This is a genomic window from Allobosea sp. 05L423 (assembly GCF_056397745.1).
This window is the reverse complement of the sequence record NZ_JBFTOA010000001.1, coordinates 295,759-317,692: the sequence shown is the minus strand read 5'-3', so window position 1 is coordinate 317,692 and position 21,934 is coordinate 295,759. Positions and strand designations below refer to the sequence as shown.

Below are 21,934 nucleotides of genomic sequence, written 5' to 3'. Positions count from 1 at the left end.
TGCGGCCGCCGCGCGCCTCCTGAACAATGCGGACCGACCGCGGCAAAGACCTGATCCGAGATGTCAGACCAGAACGGCAAGGCCCTGATCGAGCTGAGGCTGCGCGACGGCGCGCAGCTCTACAACAGCCTCGACCCTTTCCCCTTTCGCGAAGGCGACCTCGCCGCCGAGGCCGAGGAGTACATCCTCGACTGGGCCCGCGATCTGCCGAAGGACCGGCCGATCGCAATCGTGATCCATCTGGAAAAGCCCGACACACACGACAGGCCTCTTCCGGACCTCGCCGCGACCATCACCCGCTGGTTCGCCGGCCGGGCCAGCGCCGAGACGCGGGCGTTGTACGAGCTCTTCCGGGACGGCCGGCTGGCCTTGATGATCGGCTTCGCCGGGCTCGCCGCCTGCCTGTTCCTCAGCTGGCTGCTGACCCGGGGACAGGAGGGCCCCTTCGCGCGCGTCTTCCAGGAGAGCCTGATCATCATCGGCTGGGTCGTGATCTGGCGCCCAGCGGAGATGTTTCTCTACGACTGGGTGCCGATTCTGCGGCGCAGGAAGCTTTACCGGCGCCTCGCCGAGGCGAATGTCGAGGTCAGATTGCCCAAACAGTGAAATGCGGGTCGCGGGCCGCGCCTCGGCGTCAGTTCACAAAACCGCCAGAGCGCTTCCAACGGCCCACCCTTTGCCTGATCGTCGCAGGCAAAGGAAAGCAGGAGCCGTGCGATGAATCTGTCGAGCCCCTTCGCAGCACTGGCATTTGTTGTCGCCGCTATCGCAGGTTTCATCCCCTCGCCCACCCGCGCCCAACCGGGCGAGCCGGGCTGCCGCCCGGAGATGGCGCGCCTCGGCCTGCCGATCCAGCGCGTGCAATTGGCGAAGGACGAGGTCCGGCTCACCTTCGTCGGCCATGCCACCTTCCTGATCGAGACGCCCGGTGGCGTGAAGATCGCGACCGACTACAACGACTATATCCGCCCCCCGGTGACGCCCGACATCGCCACGATGAACAAGGCGCATTCGACCCATTACTCGAACCATCCCGACCCGGGCATCAAGCAAGTGCTGCGCGGCTGGGATCCTGAGGGTAAGGGCGCCGCCCATCATGACGTCACGCTCGGCGATGTTCGCGTCCGCAACGTGCCGACCAATATCCGAACCTATGACGGCGGCACCGATTACGACGGCAACTCGATCTTCGTCTTCGAGATCGGCGATCTCTGCATCGCCCATCTCGGCCATCTGCATCACCCGCTCGAACCCGGCCATCTGCGCGCGCTCGGCCGGGTCGATGTGGTGCTCTTTCCGGTGGACGGCAGCTACACGCTCGACCAGGAAGGCATGGTGGAGGTGCTGAAGTCGCTGCAGGCTCGCGTGATGATCCCGATGCATTTCTTCGGCGGCGGCACGCTGAACCGCTTCCTCGCCCGCACGCAGGATCTCTGGCCGGTCGAGCGCCGCGAGCGCCCGACGATCACGCTGAGCAAGGCCACGCTGCCGGCGACGCCCACCGTGATCGTCCTGCCCGGGCATTAGAAAGCCTCCCGAGCGCCATGGTCGCGAGATGCTCGGGTCAAGCCCGAGCATGACGGCGCCATTTCAGGTGTTGACGCCGCCGTCGATGGCGAAGCCGGCACCGGTGATGAAGCGGCCCTCATCGCTGGCGAGATAGGCGACGGCCCCGGCGATATCTTCCGGCCTGCCATAGGCGGGAATGGCCATGCGCGCGAGCTGCGCCTCCGCGCCCGGACCGTTGGCCGGGTTCATGTCGGTATCGGTCGAGCCGGGATGGACGATGTTGACCGTAATGCCGCGCCGGCCGAGATCGCGCGCCAGCCCTTTTGTGAAGCCGATCAGCGCCGCCTTGCTCATTGCATAGAGCGTGATGTCGGACTCGACCACCCGCTCGGCAAGGCAGGAGCCGATCGAGATGATACGCCCGCCCTCGCCGAGATGCGCAGCCGCGGCCTGCGAGGCCAGCACCACGGCGCGGATGTTCACGGCGAGCGTCGCGTCGATATCGGCGAGGCTCCAATCTGCGACCGGGCCACCGCGATAGATGCCGGCGTTGTTGACGAGGATGTCGAGACCGCCGAGCGCCTTCGTCGCCTCGTTGACCGAACGCTTCACGGCCTCGGCATCGGCGCTGTCGGCGGCGATGGCGACGCCTTTGCGACCGAGCGCCTCGATCGCATTCACGACCTCGGCGGCCTTGTCGGCGGAACGTTCATAGGTGAGCGCGACATCCGCACCTTCGGCAGCCAGCCGCTTGGCGATGGCAGCGCCGATCCCGCGGCTGCCGCCGGTGACGAGAGCACGCTTTCCTGCGAGGCGGGACATGGCAAACTCCATTTATGTGATGATCGATACACAAACGAATGACGTGCTTGCCTGAAGGCGTCAAGCAAAATACATAGTGATCGACACAGAATTATTTCGGAGAGGGGAGCGGCATGGCCGAACGAGGCCGCCCACGCAGTTTCGACCGGCAGGCAGCGCTGGAACGCGCCATGGACGTGTTCTGGGAGCGTGGCTACCAGGCGGCGTCGATGAGCGACCTCACCGACGCCATGGGCATCAATTCGCCCAGCCTCTACGCCGCCTTCGGCAGCAAGGAGGAACTCTATCGCGAGGCCATTGCCCATTTCGCCGCGACAGAGAGCGACGACATCGTCGCCCCCCTGCAGAACGCGCCGACCGCGCGCGCGGCGGTCGAGGGCTATCTCATGGCGAGCGCCGCGACCTTCACCCGGCCCGGCCGCCCGCCCGGCTGCATGGTCGTGCTATCGGCCGTCAATGCGGTCGGCGTCGGCGAGGAAACCGGCCGAATCCTGCGCGAGATGCGGGCCGGCAGCGTCGCCATGATCGAAGAGCGGCTGAACCGGGCGATCGCGGCAGGCGAACTGCCCGCCTCCCTCGATCCGCGCCCGATCGCGAGCTACTACGTCACGGTTCAGCAGGGCATGTCGATCCAGGCCCGGGACGGCGCCTCGCGCACGCTGCTCGAAGCGATCGTGCGCGGCGCCATGGCGGCATGGGACAGCCTGACCCGGGAACATGCGGCAGCCTGACCATTCGCGTTAACGCCTCGCTGATGCTGATCCGAGGCTTTCCTTGCCGTTGCGGCAGATCGCGGCATCCTGCCTGCAATCGGGAGATCGCTCCATGCGCCGCATTGCTGCCCTCGCCTGCCTGCTCGCTGCCTCCACCTTCCTGCCGGTTCAGGCGGAGGCCGCCCGATTCCGTGGCGGCCGCAGCGGCGCCACCACCAAGACCAGCCGCAGCATCGTCATCGTCCCCGGCGCAGCCGCCGCCAATCGCACTCAGGCGGCAGAATCTGACAAACCCGAGCGGGTGCCCTTCCCGCCTTCCAGCGCACCGCGCGAGGAACCCGTTCCGCTGCGCCTGACCGCCAACGAAGGCGACCAGAAGACCTGGTGCCGGACCGAGGTGGTGGTCGGCGGCTTCTGCATCCTGAACTGAGCTGACGCCCGCACTCAGAGGCCGTTTGGGAACTCCAGCCCTCATCCTTAGGAGCCATTCCTGCCGGAAGGGCTCCTAAGGATGAGGGTTCAGTGAATTTTCAAACAGTCTCTCAGCTCTCCCCGCCGATGTCGTCGGGCAAATTCGCCGGGATCTGGCCGGGTCGCTTCGGCTTCGTCAGCGGCGTCGGGGTCGGCGCGTTGTTCCTGAGGAGTTCGCGCCCGGAGTAGAGATCACCCGCCAGCTGAAGGTCGAAGCGCTCGTCGTCGCGGCGGCGCACATCCGCCTCGATCGCGTCGGCCTCATCCTCGGGAACGCCGAGGCATTTCAACAGTGCCGTGCCGAAGACCATCGCCGATTCGAAGGTCTCCCGGATCTGATACTCGACGCCGGCATGGACGAGGTCGAGCGCATGACCTCGGTCATAGGCACGCACGAACAGCTTGGCATGTGGGAATTCGGCCTGCGCCAGCCGCACGATCGCATCCGCGGTCTGCCGCCGGTCGACGCAGACCACGATCACCTCGGCCCGCTCGGCGCCGGCGGCGTGGAGGATGTCGCTCCGCGTTCCGTCGCCATAATAGAGCTTGAAGCCGAACTGCGACGCAGCCCGGATCATCTCGACATCGAAATCGATGATCGAGACGCTGATGCCGCGGGCGAGCAGTGCCTGGCTCGCAACCTGGCCGAAGCGGCCGAAACCGACGATCAGCGCCTGCCCCTTCAGCCCGTCAGCGACCTCAATGCCATCGAGATCGGTCGGCGGCGCAGGCATGAAGCGGTCGAGCGCCAGCGCGAGCAGCGGCGTCAACGCCATCGAGATGATCACGGTGCCGCTGGCGATGGCGGTCATGCGCGAATCGAAGATGCCGGCGGCCGCGGCGGCGGCATAGAGCACGAAGGCGAACTCACCACCTTGCGAGAACAGCGCGACGCGCGTGATCGCCTCGCGCCAGTCCGAGCCGAAGAGCTTGGCAACGATGAAGATGCCGAGCGCCTTGACCGCCGTGAAGCCGATGACGGCGGCCAGGACGAGGCGCCATTCGCGCGCCACGACGCCGAGGTCGAGCGACATGCCGACAGCAAGAAAGAAGAGCCCGAGCAGGATACCGCGGAACGGCTCGATGTCTGCTTCGAGCTGATGGCGGAAGGTGGATTCGGACAGGAGCACGCCGGCCAGAAACGCGCCCATCGCCATCGACAGCCCACCGAGCTGCATGGCGAGCGCCGCGCCGAGCACCACGAGCAGCGCCGCCGCGGTCATCACCTCCCGCGCCTCGGCGGCCGCCAGCACGCGGAACATCGGGTTGAGCAGCCAGCGCCCGGCTGCGATCAGCCCGCCGAGCGCGCCCGCGGCAATGGCGAAGGAGACCCAGGCCTGTTCGTGGCCGCCCCGCTGCGGCGACAGGAACGCGACGATGGCGAGCAGCGGCACGATGGCGAGGTCTTCGAGCAGCAGGATCGAGACCGCCTTCTGCCCCTGCGGTGTCGAGGTCTCGCCACGCTCGTTGAGCATCTGCATGACCACGGCCGTCGAGGACAGCACGAAGCCCATCCCCGCAATGAAGGCGACCTTGACACCGAGGCCGCCGGCCATGCCGAACAGCGTCAGCAGAAAGCCGCAGGCGAGAACCTGCGCGATGCCGAGCCCGAAGATGCTACTCCTCAGGCCCCAGAGCCGTGAGGGCTGCATCTCGAGCCCGATCACGAACAGGAACATCACCACGCCGAATTCGGCGATGTGCAGAATGCCTTCGGGATTGGAAAACAGACCGAGGCCGAAGGGGCCGATCACGATACCCGCGCCGAAATAGCCGAGCACGGAGCCGAGCCCGAGCTTGCGGAAGACCGGCACGGCCACGACACCGGCGCCGAGCAGCGCCACGACCTTGACGAGGTCGCTCGTCAGTCCTGCCTCGGCCGCCATTCGCCCTTCCTTCGCGGCGGGCTCCCTGCGGCCCGCCGTTCAAACTAGCGGGCGCGCCCAATGTTCAACAAGCCAAGCGTTCAACAAAGCAGGTGTTCGATCTGCCCGGACAGTACTAACCCGCCCGGCTGATCCGCCCTTCGAGCGGATAGGCCGGATCGGAATAGCCAGGCGTCGAGGGGTGGCCCGGCGGCACGAGGCTGTCGACCAGCGCCTCGTCCTCCTTGTCGAAACCGGCGTCGAGCGCCGCAAGATAGGCCTGCCATTGCTCGAAGGTGCGCGGCCCAGCGATCGCCGCCGTGACGAAGGCGTTGTTCAGCACCCAGCGCACGGCGAACTGGATCGGGGTCAGCCCCTTCCTGGCGGCATGCTCCTTGAACGTCTGGGCGATGACGAGGCTCTCCTCGCGCCATTCCGCCTGCATGATCCGCCGGTCGCCGCGCCCGGCGCGCGTGCCCTCGGCCGGAGCCTCGCCGGGCGCATACTTCGCCGTCAGCACGCCGCGCGCCAGTGGCGAATAGGAGGCGACGCCGAGGCCGAAATAGCCGCAGGCTGGCAGGTGCTCGACCTCGGGCATGCGATTCATCGCGTTGTAATAGGGCTGGCTGACGACGGGCCGGTCGATGCCGAGCTCGTCGCAGAGCCGGCAGATCTCGGCCAGCCGCCAGGCCCGATAGTTCGAGACGCCGAAATGCCGGATCTTGCCCTGGCGGACGAGATCGGCAATCGCATGCACCGTCTCCTCCAGCGGCGTCTGATGATCCTCCTTGTGGAGATAGTAGATGTCGATCGTCTCCGTGCCGAGCCGGCGCAGGCTGTCCTCGCAGGCGCGCATCATCCAGCGACGCGACAGGCCGCCGCTCATCGGGCCCGGCCCCATCGCATTCGCCACCTTGGTCGCCAGCACCCAGTCGTGGCGATTGGCGGCGATGGCGCGGCCGGTGACCTCCTCCGAGCGCCCCTCGTTGTAGACATCGGCCGTGTCGATGAAGTTGATGCCCGTCTCGCGGGCGCTGTCGACGATCCGGCGCGAGGTCGCCTCATCCGTCGGGCCGCCGAACATCATCGTGCCCAGGCACAACGGCGAGACATTGAGGCCGGAGCGGCCGAGACGGCGATAATCCATGGCAGTCAACCTTCGGATGGGGGAGCGCCGAGCCTGCAGCAGGGCTAGCGGCGACGCCAGAGCCGACGGCGCAGGCGCGCCCTGCGCGGCACGGCCAACAGCAAGGAAACGCTTAATCTTTCGTGACAGGATGGGCCGTCGTCACATGGCAGCCAGATGAACCTCACCCAGCTCGTCAAGAGCCAGACCTTTGCCACCCTGCTGCAGGCGCTCGAAGCGGCGGGCGAGCTGACGGCTGGCCGGACGGTGCAGGCCAGGTTGCTCTCTCTGGAGACGGACGGCACGCCAACGGCCATGATCGGCGACAGCAAGGTCGCCCTCGTCCTGGCCGGCCCGCAGGCGAAGCAGGCGGAGCTACAGCCTGGAGCCACCCTGCTGCTGCGCCTCGACCCTCCCGAGCAACCCGGCGGCGATCTGCGCGCCACGCTGGTCGAGGTGCGTCCGCCCCCGGCCTCGCCCCCAAGCCCGGCAACCTCGCAACCGGCCGTCGCGCTTGCGAGCCTACGACCGGACATGTCGCTGCCGGCCGGCAACCCGGCATCCACCGCGCCAGCACCGGCTCCGGTTCCAACGCCTTTGCCGCCAGCCACCAGCCAGGCGCCGCAATCTGCTCCGACGGCCGCTCCTGCCAATGCGCCCGCACCATCTGCGGGCAGCCTACTTGCCACCTCTTCTCCTGTCTCCCCTGCCGGCTTGGCCGCGCAGCCCGGGGCGCCCCCGGCTGGCCCCGTCATTCCAGACCCCGCGGCGGCGCGCATGCTTGCCGGGCCATTGCTCGGCTCCGTGCTGCAAACCCAGGATAGCCTCGCCCCGCTCTTCGCCAATCTGCGCGGCCTGGCGCAGGGCTCGATCGCACTGACCTTGCCGAAACCCCTGCTGGCGGCCATCGATCGCGTGCTGGCTCAAGCGATGCCCGCTGAACGTCAGCCGGTCACGGCGCTGCGCCTGAAGGAAGCGTTCCAGGGTTCAGGTCTATTCACGGAGGCTCGCCAGGCCGCCGGGGCGCCCACCCCGAGGCAGGGCGATCTCAAGACCAGCCTCCAGGCGCTGCGCGAGACGCTGCAGCCGATCATCGACAGTCTGTCGCCGGGGCCGAAGGCCAGCCAGCTGGACCGCGCCGCCGCTGCGCTCGCGCCCGACCGGCCATCCGACAGCCTGCCGGGCACCGCAGCGGACAACGCCAACCGCACCGCCCCGCCTCGGCGGGATGGCCCGCTGCTGCCCCAGGCCGCCGCCGAGCCGACGCTTTCGCCGGGCGAGAAGCCACTTGCCATTGCTGAGACGCTGCTCGATCAGACCGACGCGGCGCTCGATCGCATAAAGCTCGCCCAATACGCCTCGCTGCCTCTCGATCAGGCACGGCAGGACATCAGCCAGCCGGCGCAGCGCTGGCTTGCCGAGATCCCGATCGCCTTCCAGCACGGCACCGCGATCCTGCCGCTGCAAGTCGAGCGCGAAGCCCCGCGGCGGGATGTCCAGGGTGTAACTCCGCCGCTCTGGCGCATCCGCTTCGCCCTCGATGTCGAGCCGATGGGGCCGCTGCAAGGCGTCGTGACCCTGCAGGCGCGCGATGTCGGCGTGACGCTCTGGGCAGAGCGCGAGGAAACCAGCCGGCTCCTGCGCGGCGCGGCACCCGGCCTCGAAAGCGCCTTGCTCCATGCCGATTTCGCCAGTGGCGCCGTCGATATCCACACCGGCCAGCCCCGCGTGATGCAGCCGACAGCCGGCCAGTTCCTGGACCGCCTGTCATGAGCGCGCCGCAGCCGCCCCGCATCGCCGTCGCGCTCGAATATGACGGGCATGGCGCGCCGCGCGTCACCGCCAAGGGCCGTGGCGAGCTGGCGGAACGCATCGTCGCCACAGCGCGCGAACATGATGTCGCGATCGAGCAGAACGCCATCCTCGCCCAGGCGCTCTCGGCCGTCGAACTCGACGACGAGATTCCGGAGGAGCTTTATCGGGCAACGGCGCAGGTGATCGCCTTCGTGCTGGCGCTGCGCGGCGAACTGCACCGGCTGAACCGCGACGGCCATCGACCTTGACCAGTATCGTCGTCAGGCGCATCGGCCCAGCCGCTTATGCGGAACTGGGCCCGGCTTTCGCGGAGCTCGCCCATCACGCGCTCGAGCCCAATCCGCATATGGCGCCGGCTGCCGTCCGCGCGGCAACCCTGCTCGTCCCCGAGGACGAGATCATCGTGCTCTGCGCCTGGTTCAGCGAAGCGCTCGATTTCGAGCGGCTGGTTGGTGTCTGGGCATTCCGGCGCGAACAGGGCTGGCGCAGCGGCTTCGCCGGCGCCCTCGCCTCGCCGCTCGTGCCACTCTACGAAGTCTCCTCGCTGCCGGTGCTCGACCACGACCACGCGGCGGAGTCTGCCCGGGCGTTGATGCGCTATCTCCTTGCCTCACGCGACCTGCCGCATGTGCTGCTGCTGCCGCTGCTGCCGCTCGACGGCCCCTGCTACGCCGCCCTTTCGGAAGCTTCCCGCCAGACGGGCAGCCGGATCTCAATCTACGAGCGCTGGAGCCGGCCGGTGATGATCCCCCAGCCCGGCGACGATATGGAGCGCTATCTGCGGCGCTCCCTCGGCTCCAGCTACAAGAAGCGGATGCAGCAGTTCCGGGCGGTGGCGAAGCATGGCGCGCTGACCTTCCGCCGTAGCCGCGGCCGCGCGGCGCTCGACGCGCTCGACACCTTCCTCACGCTCGAAGCCTCGGGCTGGAAGGGCGCTGCCGGGACGGCGATTGCCTGCCTGCCGACGGACGCCGCCTATATCCGCCGGATGGCCGAGCTCTTTGCCGGCGCCGACGCCCTGCAGATGGATACCCTGCTGCTCGACGGCCAGGTCCTTGCCATGGGCCTGCTCGTCGAAAGCGGCGACCGCCGCCACTTCCTCAAGATCGCCTATGACGAAGCGCAGGCGCGCCATTCCCCTGGCCGCACCCTGACGATCGCGATGCTGCAGGCTGATCTTGCCGGCACGCCGCCCGCCTTTTTCGACAGCGGCGCCGGTGAAGGCGTCGATGCCGGCACCTATGCCTGGGGCGAGCGCCGCGAGATGGCCAACGCCATCATCCGCATCGGCCCCGGCCGGCCCGGCGCGGCGCAGTTCGCGGCCCTCGGCCGGATGTGGCTGCGGCGCCTGCGGGAGGCAGCCCGAGCCCGACCGGGGCAAGCATCTCCTTCCAAGCGGTCTTGAGAAGCAGGCCGAGGGGAGAGCCCGCACGGCTCCCGCGCTTGACCACCCTTCGCGCTCGCCGATAGAGCCGGAGCGCTACGCAGGAGACGCCAGATGTCCGCCATCGCCCGCATTGGAATCGTCACTGTTTCGGACCGCGCCTCGGCCGGCGTCTATGCCGACGAGGGAGGGCCGGCGATCCGCGACTACATGGCGAAGGTGCTGACCTCTCCCTGGGAAGCCATCGAGCGCGTCATTCCCGACGACCGCAGGCTCATCGCCGAGACCCTGATCGCGCTCGCCGACCGCGAGGGCTGCTGCCTCGTCGTCACCACCGGCGGCACCGGCCCTGCCCCGCGCGACGTCACGCCGGAAGCGACCGAGGACGTGATCGAGAAGCCGATGCCGGGTTTCGGCGAACTGATGCGGCAGGTCAGCCTCGCCAAGGTGCCGACCGCGATCCTCTCGCGACAGACGGCCGGGATCCGCGGCAAGACCCTGATCGTCAACCTGCCGGGCCGTCCACGCGCCATCGCCGAATGCCTCGACGCGGTGATGCCGGCGATCCCCTACTGCATCGACCTGATCGAAGGGCCCTATATCGAGACCGATCCGGCTTTGATCGCGGCTTTCCGGCCGAAGAAATAGAAGCACGTCATGCTCGGGCTTGACCCGAGCATCTCATGCCGGAAGAGGCTCCCGCGCTTCGTCTTACCTGAGATTCTCGGGTCTGAGCTTCGCTCCGCCCGAGAATGACGCTCTCGCCAAAGACCGGGAATGGCGGAATTCACCCCGCCTGCAACTCCTCGCCGATCGCCTGGACGAGCTGCGGGGAGAGCGGATCGGTTGCCGCCGGGAAGCCGCCGATCAGCATGCCGTCGCGGCCGATCAGATATTTGTGGAAGTTCCAGCGCGGCGCCTCGGCCGGTCGCTGCGCTGCCGCCCAGCGATAGAAGGGGTGCGCCTCGGGCCCGCGCACGACGGTCTTTTCGACGAAGGCATAGGTCGCGCCATAGCTCTCCCGCGCCGCCTCGGCGATGGCAGCGCCTTCGAGCGGCTCCTGCCCGCCGAAATCATTGCTCGGCACGGCGACGAGCATCATCCCGCGCGCCTGGTAGCGCTGCCAGAGCTGTTCCAGCGTCGCCATCTGCCCGGCATAGCCGCAACGCGTCGCCGTGTTGACGACGAGGACCGGCCGGTCGCGGTAGTCGGACAGGGCAAGCCTTCCGCCGCCCGGCCGGTCGAAGCCGAAGGCATGGGCGCCGGTCAGAGCCTGCGCCACAGTTGCACGTGCCCCGATACCCGTGGCGAGGGCTCCGGCGATCCCAGCCACGATTTGGCGGCGTGACAGCAGCATGGCTTCTCTCCGGTTTGACCGTCGAACAGGCGGCATCATGCCCCAAAGCAAAAAGCCCCGCAGCCGGTCGGCGCAGGGCTTTGCTTCACGATGGCGAGACCGGGTGCCTCAGCAGGCGAGGACCTTCTTCACCCGCACTTCGAGGTCGCGCAGCTCGTAGGGCTTCACGACATAATGGTCGGCGCCGTTGCTGGTCGCCTCGTCCATCTTGTCGACCGAGCGCTCGGAGGTCGCCATGATGATCTTGATCTGGTTCAGCTCCGGCACGGAACGGATGGCGCGCAGCAGGTCGATGCCGCTCATGCCTTCCATGTTCCAGTCGAGCAACAGCAGATCGTAGCGCTTCTGCTGCATCTTCATCAGCGCCTCGCGGGCGTTCTCCGCCTCGTCGATGTCCTGAAACTCGATCTGCTTCAGGAAATAGGTCGCCAGACCGCGCATGCTCTTCTGGTCGTCGACCACCAGGATGCGGAACTCGCTTCTGGCCTTTGACATAACTTTGCTCCTTACGCGCTCCGCAGATTCGGGCGCTCGCCGATCAGCTGCGCGACCGCCGCGCCGATCTGGCTGAGCGGAACGACCCTGTCGGCGGCTCCTATCTCGAAGGCCGCTTTCGGCATCCCGTTTACCACGCAGGTCTCACCACTTTGGATTAACGTCTCGGCCCCTGCTTTGCGCATGGCTAACAAACCGTCAGCGCCGTCACGGCCCATGCCCGTGAGCAGGATGCCGACCGCATGAGCGCCCAGGCTGCGCGCCACCGAATGGAACATGACGTCGACCGAGGGCGAATGGCCGCTGACGAGCGGGCCCTCCTTCAGGACGCAGACAAGCTCGCCGCGCCGCTCCTCGATTTCGAGATGGCGCAAGCCCCCCGGCGCCACCACGGCCATTCCCGGTCGCAAACGGTCGCCATCCGCCGCCTCGCGGACATCGAGGCCCGTCGCCGTCGCGAGCCGCGTCGCGAACTTTGCCGTGTATCCCGGCGGCATGTGCTGCACCACGACGACCGGCATGCGCAGATGGGCGAGATCACGCATGACCGTCTGGACGGCCGGCACGCCGCCGGTCGAGGCGCCGATCGCGATCAGCGAGGTCTTGCCGGCGCGCGCCGGCTCCTTCGGCGGCGCCGGGCGCGCCGGCGCGGCGATCTGCGCCATCTGGCGGGCGGCGGCGATCATCTTGCGGCTCGCCGCGGCGCGCTGCAGCGCCGCGACCAGATGCTTCATGAAGCCTTCGAGCGTGTGGGTGGTGCCGTCCGGCTTCTCGATAAAGTCGATGGCGCCGAGCTCGAGCGCCTGGATCGTGTTGTCGGCGCCCGGGCCGCCGAAGGCCGAGACGATCAGAACGGGCAGCGGGTCCTGCTTCAGCACCCGCGCCAAGAGCTTGAGGCCGTGCCGACCGGGCAATTCGAGATCGAGCGTCAACACGTCGGGCCGGAGCTCCTGGATGGCATCCCAGCCCTCCTCGGCGCTGCCGGCGACGCCGATCACCTGGAAGCCCGGCGCAGAATCGATGATCTTGGTCATCAGCTTCTGCATCAGGATGGAATCGTCGACGACGAGAACCTTGACCGGTGCTGTGGAGGACGTCGGCATGTTCATCACCAGACCTCCACTTCACCAGCCACGGGCTGGCTCTTGAGCCGGTTGAGATAGGCGATTTCCTGCTCGTGGCCGCTGTCGCGTGCCGTGGGCTGGACGTGCTGAACCCAGGCCCGGCCCGTCGAGGGTTGGTAGTGGATGCGTCGCGAGCGCGTGCCGCCGACATCCCGCGAGACGACGGGAATTCCCTCGACCCTCAGGAACTCATTGACGAAGGCGATGTTGCCGTCGCCGATCGCCAGCATCGTCGCGCCCGAAAGCACCCGCGCCCCGCCGAAAACCTTGGCCTCGAAATTCTGGCGCCGGGCGCCGCGCTTGAGCAGGTCGTTGATCAGGACTTCCATCGCCGTGTCGCCGTAGCGCTCACCGGCGCTGGGATCGGCGTTGCCGTTGTTCTTCGGCAGCAGGAAATGGTTGAGCCCGCCGACGCCGATCTGCGGATCGCGCATGCAGACCGAGACGCAGGAGCCGAGCACCGTCGCGACGATCTCGTCCTTGGCCGAGGTGATCTCGTGCTCGCCGGGCGCGACGGTGATGATCGTCGCTTCGAAGCGCGGATCGAAATAGCGGCGAGAGGACCGGGAGACGCTCATGCTGTCCTCTCATAGATAGTCCGGCCGATCAGGCGCAGATTTGGGTGCGGCTGCGGCAGCGATTCCGAATGGCCGAGATAGAGAAAGCCTCCGGGCGACAAGAGCGCCACGAAGCGATCGAGGATCGAGGCCTTGGTCTGCGTGTCGAAATAGATGAAAACGTTGCGGCAGAAGATCACGTCGAAAGGCCCGCTCATCGGCCATTTCTCGATGAGGTTCAGGCGCTTGAAGGCAATCAGCCGGCGCAGGTCCTCGCTGATCCGGGCTTCGCCTCGCCCCCCGCCGCTCTCCAGCTTGAGCAGTGGCTTCACATCCGCGGGCAGCCGCTCGAACTGCTCCGCCGGATAGATGCCGGCCTCGGCGCGTGCCAGGATGTCAGTGTCGATGTCGGTCGCCAGGATCTTGAAGTCGAGGTCGCCGCGCGCCCCCATCACCTCGCGGCAGGAGGCCGCAATCGAATAGGGTTCCTCGCCCGACGAGCAGGCCGAGGACCAGATGCGGATGCGTCCGCGCCGGCCCGCACGCTCCTGCAGGAGCCGCGGCATCACCTCCTTGCGCAGGTGATCGAAATGATGGCGCTCGCGGAAGAAGGCGGTGTGGTTCGTCGTCACCGCGTTGATCAGCTCGGGCAGTTCCCCCGCCGCCTGCGGCGTCTTCAGGAAGGCGCAGTATTCGGCGACCGAGCCCATGCCGAGCGCCTTGACGCGCCGCGCCAGCCGCCCGCGCGTCATCGCTTCCTTGTGCTCGCGGATGACGATGCCGGCCTGCTCATAGACCAGCGCCGCGATGAACTTCATGTCGTCGCGCGTCAGGGTGATGTCGGCCATTGCGGGCTGGAGCGACGGCAGCATGCTGGGGAGCGATGTCGGCCTGGACATGGTTCAGCCTCCCGTCCGTGCGCCGGCAGCGGCAAGGCGGCGAGGCTGAATTTGCAACGGCATGCGCTGTTCGACCGGGATCGGAGCAGGCGCCCAGCGGCGTGCGCGCGGAGGCTCGCTGCGCACCGCCACGCTGGCGGGGCGGAACGTGTCGACGATCTCGCTCAGCGTGGCGACCTGGTCGGCGAGCTCGCCGGCCGCCTCGACGCCGCGCCCAGCCAGTTCGGCATTCTGCCGGATACCCTTGTCCACCTGCGCCACGCTGCGACTCACTCCTCCCATGCCGCGCGCCTGCTCGGCGCTCACGGCGGAAATCTCGGCGACCGTCTCGGAAACCTTGCCCACCGCGGCGACGATGCGGCCGAGCGTCTCTCCGGTCTCGCGCACGAGGCCAACGCCTTCGGCGACCTGCCCGTTCGAGGTCGCGATCAGCCCTTTGATGTCCTTCGCGGCCTGGGCCGAGCGCTGCGCCAGCGACCGCACCTCCGAAGCGACCACGGCGAAGCCCTTGCCGGCATCGCCGGCGCGGGCCGCCTCGACCGCCGCGTTGAGCGCCAGCAGATTGGTCTGGAAGGCGATCTCGTCGATCACTCCAACGATCTCGGCAATGCGCAGCGAAGAGCTTTCGATCCGCTCGATCGCACCAACCGCCTTGGCGACCACGTTCCGGCCTTCCTGCGCCACGCCCATGGTCGTGCCGGCGAGCTCGCTGGCCTCGCGCGAACGCTCATGGCTGCGTCCGACCGAGGCCGCGATCTCGACCGCCGCTCCCGATGTCTCGCCCAGTTCGGCGGCGACCTTCTCGGTCCGCGCCGCAAGGTCGGTCGCGACGCTGTTCACGTCGATGGCGACATGGCAGACGGAGCCCGCCGTCGCGCGGATCATTTCGATCCGCTCGTCGAGCAGGCCGAGCGCCTGGTTGAGCTCGTGCTGGAGCCGCCCCAGCCGGCCGGAGCGGCCGCCGGCCATGCGGCGGGTCAAATCGCCTTCCGATAGGGCCTCGACCACCGCATCGATATCGGCGAAGACCTCGTCCAGCTGCCCGTTGATCCGGTTCATGCCCTCGGCGATCCGGGCCACCGTTTCGGATTTGCCCTGCGGGGCGATCCGCCGCGAGAAATCGCCTTCGACGGCGGCCTCGATCACCTGCGTGACCTCCCTGGCGACCGCCAGTTCTTCGGTCAGTTCGTGCCAATCCACCGCCGTCCCGAGGCTGCGCCCATCGGCCGTCTCGATGGCCGTCAACGTCAGGCAGACGATGCGGCGGCCGAGCGTCAGGCGAACCGAGGGGCCGGTCGCGAGCCGAGGCTCGGCCCGCACGCGCTCCATCACGCGCCCGAGCATGTCCTTGGCCGAACAGCCCGGAAACGCCGCGCGAAAATCGTCCTGCGCCTCGGCGAAGAAGCGCAACAGGCCCTTGCTGGCATAAATGACCCGTCCGTCCGGATCGCAGATCATGACGTTGGCGCGGCCATGGTCGAGCGCGGAGCGCAGCCGGACAGCTTCCTGCGCCCGATCCTGCAAGCTGGCGAGCGCACGCGACAGCTCGCCGGCCTCGTGGCTTCCACCGACCTCCGGCAGAGCCAGATCCACGTCATCCGCCAGACGCGGCGCGACCCGCGACAGGCTGGCCACGGATCGGCTCGCGCCCCAGGCAGCGAACCCGCCGAGCAACGCCACGGCCGAGACGGCGAGAGCCCCCATGACGGGAGCTCCGGCCCCAGCCGCATAATAGGCAATCCCCCCGGCAAGTGCCGCGGAGCCGACCGCGGTCAGCGGCTGGCTGACCGAGAGTCGCGAAAAGGGGCCGAGCGCGCTGCCCATAGGTCCTGTCGTTTCTTGTTCTGGCCCGCTTGGACGCTACGCTCGGGCTGTGTTTTGAAAGCTGTTCAGGCAGCGCGGCTGGTCTTGAGCTGCGCTTCGCCGCCGCCGTCGCGGATGACCGCGGCCAGATCGAGCAGCGCCACGATGTCGCTGTCGAGCAGGACGAGGCCCTCGATCAGGCCGTGCTCGTCGCGCTCCAGATCCGGCGCCGGACGCACGGCTGAGACCGGCACGTCGACGATGTCCGAGACCGAGTCGACCAGCAGGCCCGCCGTCTTGTCCTCGACATCGACGACGACGATCACATGCGTGGCGGAGGCGTCGGTGACGCCCATGCCGATCGCGGTACGCAGGTCGTAGACCGCGAGGATCACGCCGCGCAGGTTGAGCACGCCGCGCACATGCGGAGCCGCATGCGGCAGCGGGGTCGTCGCCTGCCAGCCCTTGATCTCGCGGACCATGCCGACATCGATGCCGAAGGTGCGGTCGCCGACCTTGAAGGTGACGATCCGCCGCGCCGCCGCTTCCGGCTGCGCAGACGAGAAGTGCTTTTCGCCGAGTTGGAGGGTCATGGTCATCCAGCCATCTTGAGATCTGACACGGGAGTCCGGCCGCCGGACGCGGCAAGCCGCAGCATGGAGTCGATATCCAGGATCAGGGCGACGAGGCCGTCGCCGAGGATCGTCGCCGCCGAGGCGCCGTTGACGGTGCCGTAATTCGCCTCGAGGCTTTTCACGACCACCTGTTGCTGGCCGACGATCTCGTCGACCGCAATGCCGACGTTGTTGCCGCGCTCGTTCTCGGCGATGATCACGATGTTCTCGTTGGTCGTGCCGGTCGAACCCATGACCTCGCCGAGGCGATAGAGCGGCGTCACCTCGCCGCGCCAGCGCAGCACCTCCTGACCGAAGGGCAGCCGCTCGATCGGCGTCGAGGCGAGATGCTGCGTCTCGATGACGGAGGCGATCGGAATGACATAGCGATCGTCGCCGCAGCGGATCACCATGCCTTCGAGCACGGCGAGCGTCAGCGGCAGCGCCAGCGTGAACTTGCAGCCGCGGCCCGGCTCGGAATCGACGCTGATGCGCCCGCCGAGGGACTCGACGTTGCGGCGCACGACGTCCATGCCGACGCCGCGGCCGGAGATGTCGCTGACCGCTTCCGCCGTCGACAGGCCCGCGGCGAAGATCAACTGGTCGATCTCCTCCGGCTGCAGCCGCTCGTCGGCGCCGACGAGGCCGCGCGAGCGGGCCTTGGCGAGCAGCCGGTCGCGGCCGATGCCGCGCCCGTCATCGGTGACGGAGATGACGATGCGGCCGGCGCGATGCTCGGCGATCAACTTGATCGTACCCTCGCGCGGCTTGCCCGCGGCGACGCGTTCGTCCGGCGTCTCCAGTCCGTGATCCATCGAATTGCGGATCATATGGGTGAGCGGATCGGCGAGTTCCTCGATGATCGTCTTGTCGACCTCGGTGTTCTCGCCTTCGAGCACCAGGCGCACTTCCTTGCCCAGCGTCTGGGCGAGTTCGCGCACCAGGCGCGGCATGCGCTGGAACACGGCCTTCACCGGCTGCGCACGCACGGCCATGACATGGTCCTGCAATTCGCGCGTCTGGCGCGAGAGGGTCAGCATGCCCTCGGCGGTCTTGGCATGGACGTCGTAAGGCAGCGAGCGGACGCATTCGACCAGCATCGACTGGGTGATGACGATCTCGCCGACGAGGTTCATCAGCTTGTCGATGCGGTCGAGATCGACGCGCACGCTGACCGCCTGGCGCTGGCGCGCCGAGGTATCCGCAGCCGGGGCACGCGGGGCCGTGCGGGCGGCTGCCGGCGCTTCGGCAACCGGTGCAACGACGGCCGATGCAGCGACGGCAGGGGCGGCGACCGGCAGTATTGCCTGCGCGGGAGCAAGCTCGGGCTGGCTCGTGGCATCGGTCGCCGGGCCAAGCTTGGCCAGGATCGCCGAGAGATCGGCAGCGACCGAACTCGGAACCTCGGAGGCATCGGCAGCCGGCTCGGCGGGAGCCGCTTCGGCCGCGAAGGCGCCTTCGAGTATTTCGATCTCGAATTCTTCGTTCGCCAGGCTGAAGTCGAAGCGCCCGTGCAGTTCCTCGACCGACAATTCGGTACGCAAATCGACCTCGAAGCGCATCCAGCAATCGGTAACGTCGAGGGTTTCGAGCGAGGGAACCTGGCTGAGATCGCAGCGGATCGCGACGACATCGTCGGCGGGCAGCGAGCCGAGTACGACGCGCGGCTCGATCACACGGCGGAACAGGTCGTTCTCCGGCGTGATGCGCAAGCGCAGGTTCCGTCCCGGCTTCTCGGCGGCGGGCGCCGGTGCAGGGATTGCGACCGGCTCGTCGTCCCAGCCGTCATCGGCAGGCGCCGTTGCGGCAACGGTCTTAGCCTCGACCATGGCGAGGAGGTTGCCGAGCGCGGCGATGCCGAGAGGGGCATCGTTATCCCCGGCAGTGGCAGCAAGCACGGCGACAGTGGCGGGAGCGGGAATGGACGCTGGGGCCGGCGCTGCCGGCTCCTTGCCGACCTGCTCCAGCGCGGCCAGCAGATCCGGGCGCTCGGTCCCGGGCTCGGAGTTGCGGGCGGCGGAGACCAGATCGGCGACGGCATCCGCACAGCGCAGGAACAGCGTGAACGGCGCATCCTCGATGGCGACGCGGCCGGACCTCAGATGATCGAGAGAGGCCTCGAAGACATGCGCGAAGCCGACCAGCTCCGTGCAGCCGAAGGCGCCCGCGCCACCCTTGATCGAGTGAATGGCGCGGAAGGCGGCATTGACGTCCTCAGGATCGACGGAGCCCTCGTCGAGAGCCTGGAGCTTCTGCTCCAGCGCGCCGAGGAGTTCTTCGCATTCCTGGAAGAAGGTCTGCTTGAGTTCTGCCAACGGATCCATCGGCCGACCTTCAGTTCTGGTAGCGCGCGACGAGGCCGAGCAGCGTGTTGGGTTCGAAAGGCTTGACCATCCAGGCGCTGGCGCCGGCGCGGCGGCCTTCCGCCTTGATCTCGGCTCCGTTCTCCGTGGTCAGCACGATGATCGGCGTGTTCTGCCCGGCGGGCCGCGAGCGGCAGGCGCGGGTGAACTCGATGCCGTCCATGATCGGCATGTTGAGGTCGGTGATAACGAGATCGGGCTTGAACTGGTCGAACTTATTCAGGCCGTCCTCGCCGTTCTCGGCCTCCGCCACTTCGTGACCGGCATTGCGCAGAGTCAGGCTGAGCAGGCTGAGCAGGGTCTTGGTATCGTCGATGGCCAGGATTTTCATGCCTGTCACTCCAGAACGAGAGCGCTGTGAGCGGCATCGAAGCCGATCGCCCGCAAGGATTCGCGGCATTCCGAGGAGGCCGCCTTGAGCGTGACCGAAAGCCCCCGCGCCTTAGCGCTGGCAGCTGCGGAATGAAGGAGCTGGATCCACAGGCTCGGCAGCGGCCCGGCTTCCGCGCATTCGACGGCGACGCTTTCCTTCTGTTCCAGCGCTACGAGCAACTGGTTGCGGAACGTCGCAGCCTCGGAACGACCGAGGAAGGGCGGAAGCGAGACGGTGATGACCATGAAGGGCGACCCAGGATTGCCCACGGAGCATCACAACAAACTGGTAAAAACTTCGCTAAATGACGCGACGCCCGTCAAGACTCGTGACGCTTTCGCGACGATTGCGCGGCCGGGCGGCCCGGCTCAGAACATATTGTTGCTGATGGCCCGGGGCACCAGCGTGATCTTGCCGTTCGCCTCCCGGTATTTCCGCGGCATGTTGATGATGCCCGACATATGCAGCCAGAGGTTGTTGGGCGAGATCGGCTTGGTGATGATCTCATGTGCGCCGAGCTTCGCCGCCTGGACGATCGAGCGCCGGTCGGGCCGCTCCATCATCACCAGCACCGGCGCCTTGGCGAAGGGCGAGGTCTTGAAGGAGCGGATCGCGGCCAGGCATTTCACGCTGCCGCCATCCGGCAGATCCCAGTCCAGAATGACGATGTTGGGCTGCTTCTGAATGAAGGTCGTCGCGGCCGAGGACAGGTCCGGCGCCTCGAAGATGCGGTTGAGCTGCGTCTGGTACAGCATCGTGCGGATGATCCGCCGATAGTGCGGGCTCGGGTCGATGAGCAGCACCGACAGGTTCGGGAAGGATGGCGCGATATGCATGGCGCTCGCTCGGGTACTCGCTCACTCGACTCTACAGACGGCCCGACTGACCGCTACACCTTCAGCCCGATGCGGAAGCCGCCCCAGTGCCGACCCTTCACCAGGATCGGCGCCGACAGGTCCTCCATCACCAGGAACTGCCCGCCGCCCATGTCGCGCCTGTAGCTCTGCAACAGGAAGGGCTTGCGGTTGCGCGCGGCGGCGAGCCCGGTCCGGTCGTCGAAGATGCGCCGGTTGCGGCAATTGGCATTGTTCCACGCCGCATCCCTGCCCTGCGGTTGCGCGTATTTGCGGTTATGCGTCGGCAGGAAGCCGTTGCGGTCGACGGCGGCGCAGAACACGATCCGCCCGTTCGAGCCCAGCAGTTGCTCCTGCAGCGGCGGCAGCAGCCGGTCGGTCAGGCCAACGAAACGGGTCATGTGCTGGACCGGATCGGAGCCTGGCACCGGCCGATAGGCTTCGTCGAACAGATCGGCGAGCGTCACATCGCCCCGCGCCAATGCTGCCTCGAACAGCTCTCCGATCGTGGCTGCCGTCTCCATCACCGTCGCGATCAGTTCGGATTGCGCAGTCCGCACGCCGGAGGCGGCGATCGAGCCCAGAATGCCCTCGCTGATCGTAACCAGCGCGTCGGTGCGCTCGACGGCCTGCTCCAGGGTGTGGGTCGACGCATCAACCCCGGCAACGAGCCCGGCAAGGTCCTGCCCGGCCTTGGCACAGGCCTCGGCATTCTCCCGCGTCGGCCGCGACACCGCCTCGATCTCGCCGATCAGCTCGACGACCGAGCGGCCGAAGCTGTCGAACTCGCCGACCTGCTGCGAGATCATCCGGCTGCCCTCGCGGGCACGCTGTGCCGTCTGCGCATTGTTCTGGCTGCGGCGGGAGAGAGCGTCGACCGCCTTGACCAGAAGGTCGAGCTGCGTCGCGCTCGCCGCTGTCGCTTCCCGCGTCTGCTCGGCCAGCGCCTTCACTGCGGCGGCGATGACGGCGAAGCCCTTGCCGGCCTCGCCGCTGCGCGCCGCCTCGACACCGGCATTGATCGAGAGCAGCTGGATCTCGCGGGTGATCGACTGGATCGCATCGCTGGAGGCACGCGCCTTGTGCGCGTCGCTGACGGCCTGCGCCAGCGCCTGCGACATCGACTGCGCCTCCTCCGAGAGCGTCTCGATATCCGTCTGGGCGGCATTGAGGCCGAGCTTGACCGAGCCGGCGACGCGTTCGAGCCCGCTGCGCACCACCGAGGCCGCAGCTTGCGCCCCCTCGGCCGACTGCCGGATCGCATGGTTGGCGCGCGAGACCTGCTCGACCGCCCCGACGACACGCCGAAGCCCCGCGGTCTGGGTCTCGAATTGCTGGGTCACATCGCCAATTCGGCCGGCCACATCGGTGATCTCGGCACTGAGCTTGCCGAAGCGATCGGCGATCTCGCGCACCGCGCGCTCGGCGCCCGTCTGCGTGTTTGCGACCGGGCAGTCGGCTGTGCTGACGGACGCCGCTGCGTCGTTGAACGACTCGTCCAGGGTCGCCAGATCGGCCTTGAGAGCCAGTGCGTGCATGCGAGGCGTTCCCCGAACCGACGGATTTCCTTCCAGACCGTAGTGAAACGCGGTAAATCGCGGGTTAAGAAGGCATTCCGGGCGTTAAGGGCGCCGGAACTCGGGGGTGAGCCTTCATCGCTGCCGCCGGCTGGCGCGCCAGCGGCCCTTACTAGATCCGGGAGACGCCTCAGCCACGGGAACCCGCTCGACCTTTCGACGTAGACAAAGCAATGCTCAATGATGGCAACCGGCAGCGCTGCCTGCACAAAG

General features: G+C 67.7%; 23 protein-coding genes. 8 read left to right on the top strand and 15 right to left on the bottom strand.

All coding sequences use genetic code 11. The features are described 5' to 3' along the window. Positions 1–60 precede the first annotated feature (60 nt). Both AC1DNE_RS01595 and AC1DNE_RS01590 read left to right on the top strand, forming a co-directional pair. The gene (locus AC1DNE_RS01595) at positions 61–606 is read left to right on the top strand and encodes a hypothetical protein (protein ID WP_441469725.1); all 546 of its coding nucleotides are present in this window, start codon (positions 61–63) and stop codon (positions 604–606) included. Positions 607–717: 111 nt separating this feature from the next. After that, entirely contained in the window at positions 718–1,527 is an 810-nt protein-coding gene (locus tag AC1DNE_RS01590) for an MBL fold metallo-hydrolase (protein WP_441469726.1), read from the top strand. A gap of 63 nt (positions 1,528–1,590) precedes the next feature. Here AC1DNE_RS01590 and AC1DNE_RS01585 read toward each other — a convergent pair whose 3' ends face one another. Then, positions 1,591–2,331, bottom strand: a complete 741-nt coding sequence (locus AC1DNE_RS01585) for a 3-oxoacyl-ACP reductase family protein (protein ID WP_441469727.1) — start codon at positions 2,329–2,331, stop codon at positions 1,591–1,593. A 113-nt stretch (positions 2,332–2,444) separates the two neighbouring features. Between AC1DNE_RS01585 and AC1DNE_RS01580 the strand changes: the two genes are divergently transcribed. Together AC1DNE_RS01580 and AC1DNE_RS01575 are read left to right on the top strand one after the other, a co-directional pair. Next, positions 2,445–3,062, top strand: coding sequence for a TetR/AcrR family transcriptional regulator (locus tag AC1DNE_RS01580; protein WP_441469728.1), 618 nt, complete (start codon positions 2,445–2,447; stop codon positions 3,060–3,062). Between the two features lie 94 nt (positions 3,063–3,156). Further along, entirely contained in the window at positions 3,157–3,474 is a 318-nt protein-coding gene (locus AC1DNE_RS01575) for a hypothetical protein (RefSeq protein ID WP_441469729.1), read from the top strand. A gap of 112 nt (positions 3,475–3,586) precedes the next feature. Here the strand turns inward: AC1DNE_RS01575 and AC1DNE_RS01570 are convergent, their stop codons facing one another. After that, entirely contained in the window at positions 3,587–5,401 is a 1,815-nt protein-coding gene (locus tag AC1DNE_RS01570; RefSeq protein WP_441469730.1) for a monovalent cation:proton antiporter-2 (CPA2) family protein, read from the bottom strand. Between the two features lie 115 nt (positions 5,402–5,516). After that, positions 5,517–6,527 (bottom strand): aldo/keto reductase, encoded by a 1,011-nt coding sequence (locus tag AC1DNE_RS01565; RefSeq protein ID WP_441469731.1) that lies wholly within the window; start codon positions 6,525–6,527, stop codon positions 5,517–5,519. A gap of 156 nt (positions 6,528–6,683) precedes the next feature. Here AC1DNE_RS01565 and fliK point away from each other — a divergent pair, with 156 nt between their 5' ends. The 4 genes from fliK to mog all read left to right on the top strand — a co-directional run bounded on the left by fliK (position 6,684) and on the right by mog (position 10,353). Next, on the top strand, positions 6,684–8,279 hold the full coding sequence (gene fliK, locus AC1DNE_RS01560; RefSeq protein ID WP_476840892.1) for a flagellar hook-length control protein FliK: 1,596 nt from the start codon (positions 6,684–6,686) through the stop codon (positions 8,277–8,279). Next, complete coding sequence (locus AC1DNE_RS01555) at positions 8,276–8,569, top strand: EscU/YscU/HrcU family type III secretion system export apparatus switch protein (protein ID WP_441469733.1); 294 nt, start codon at positions 8,276–8,278, stop codon at positions 8,567–8,569. Before fliK ends, AC1DNE_RS01555 begins: the two co-directional genes overlap by 4 nt. After that, positions 8,566–9,726 carry a GNAT family N-acetyltransferase gene (locus AC1DNE_RS01550; RefSeq protein ID WP_441469734.1) on the top strand — a complete coding sequence of 387 codons (1,161 nt, stop codon included), beginning with the start codon at positions 8,566–8,568 and terminating at the stop codon, positions 9,724–9,726. The genes AC1DNE_RS01555 and AC1DNE_RS01550 overlap by 4 nt, the downstream gene beginning before the upstream one ends. Before the next feature lie 93 nt (positions 9,727–9,819). Continuing rightward, positions 9,820–10,353 carry a molybdopterin adenylyltransferase gene (mog, locus tag AC1DNE_RS01545; protein WP_441469735.1) on the top strand — a complete coding sequence of 178 codons (534 nt, stop codon included), beginning with the start codon at positions 9,820–9,822 and terminating at the stop codon, positions 10,351–10,353. 139 nt (positions 10,354–10,492) lie between these two features. On the opposite strand, the gene AC1DNE_RS01540 is transcribed toward mog, so the two are convergent. The 12 genes from AC1DNE_RS01540 to AC1DNE_RS01485 all read right to left on the bottom strand — a co-directional run bounded on the left by AC1DNE_RS01540 (position 10,493) and on the right by AC1DNE_RS01485 (position 21,682). After that, entirely contained in the window at positions 10,493–11,062 is a 570-nt protein-coding gene (locus tag AC1DNE_RS01540; RefSeq protein WP_441469736.1) for a glutathione peroxidase, read from the bottom strand. A gap of 108 nt (positions 11,063–11,170) precedes the next feature. Beyond that, a complete protein-coding gene (locus AC1DNE_RS01535; protein WP_089174559.1) occupies positions 11,171–11,557 on the bottom strand; it encodes a response regulator in 387 nt (128 codons plus the stop codon). Positions 11,558–11,568: 11 nt separating this feature from the next. Next, on the bottom strand, positions 11,569–12,666 hold the full coding sequence (cheB, locus tag AC1DNE_RS01530) for a chemotaxis-specific protein-glutamate methyltransferase CheB (protein ID WP_441469737.1): 1,098 nt from the start codon (positions 12,664–12,666) through the stop codon (positions 11,569–11,571). Further along, positions 12,666–13,259 (bottom strand): chemoreceptor glutamine deamidase CheD, encoded by a 594-nt coding sequence (locus tag AC1DNE_RS01525; protein ID WP_441469738.1) that lies wholly within the window; start codon positions 13,257–13,259, stop codon positions 12,666–12,668. The genes cheB and AC1DNE_RS01525 overlap by 1 nt, the downstream gene beginning before the upstream one ends. Next, entirely contained in the window at positions 13,256–14,137 is an 882-nt protein-coding gene (locus AC1DNE_RS01520; protein ID WP_441469739.1) for a CheR family methyltransferase, read from the bottom strand. Before AC1DNE_RS01520 ends, AC1DNE_RS01525 begins: the two co-directional genes overlap by 4 nt. 3 nt (positions 14,138–14,140) lie before the next feature. Next, on the bottom strand, positions 14,141–15,961 hold the full coding sequence (locus AC1DNE_RS01515; protein WP_476766262.1) for a methyl-accepting chemotaxis protein: 1,821 nt from the start codon (positions 15,959–15,961) through the stop codon (positions 14,141–14,143). Positions 15,962–16,026: 65 nt separating this feature from the next. Next, the gene (locus tag AC1DNE_RS01510) at positions 16,027–16,539 is read right to left on the bottom strand and encodes a chemotaxis protein CheW (protein WP_149133215.1); all 513 of its coding nucleotides are present in this window, start codon (positions 16,537–16,539) and stop codon (positions 16,027–16,029) included. Beyond that, positions 16,536–18,878, bottom strand: a complete 2,343-nt coding sequence (locus AC1DNE_RS01505; RefSeq protein WP_441469741.1) for a chemotaxis protein CheA — start codon at positions 18,876–18,878, stop codon at positions 16,536–16,538. Before AC1DNE_RS01505 ends, AC1DNE_RS01510 begins: the two co-directional genes overlap by 4 nt. A 10-nt stretch (positions 18,879–18,888) precedes the next feature. Next, the gene (locus tag AC1DNE_RS01500; protein ID WP_265054221.1) at positions 18,889–19,248 is read right to left on the bottom strand and encodes a response regulator; all 360 of its coding nucleotides are present in this window, start codon (positions 19,246–19,248) and stop codon (positions 18,889–18,891) included. 5 nt (positions 19,249–19,253) lie between these two features. Continuing rightward, the gene (locus AC1DNE_RS01495; RefSeq protein WP_441469742.1) at positions 19,254–19,559 is read right to left on the bottom strand and encodes an STAS domain-containing protein; all 306 of its coding nucleotides are present in this window, start codon (positions 19,557–19,559) and stop codon (positions 19,254–19,256) included. A gap of 99 nt (positions 19,560–19,658) precedes the next feature. Next, positions 19,659–20,126, bottom strand: a complete 468-nt coding sequence (locus tag AC1DNE_RS01490) for a response regulator (RefSeq protein WP_441469743.1) — start codon at positions 20,124–20,126, stop codon at positions 19,659–19,661. A 53-nt stretch (positions 20,127–20,179) separates the two neighbouring features. After that, complete coding sequence (locus AC1DNE_RS01485; RefSeq protein ID WP_441469744.1) at positions 20,180–21,682, bottom strand: methyl-accepting chemotaxis protein; 1,503 nt, start codon at positions 21,680–21,682, stop codon at positions 20,180–20,182. Between the last annotated feature and the right edge of the window lie 252 nt (positions 21,683–21,934).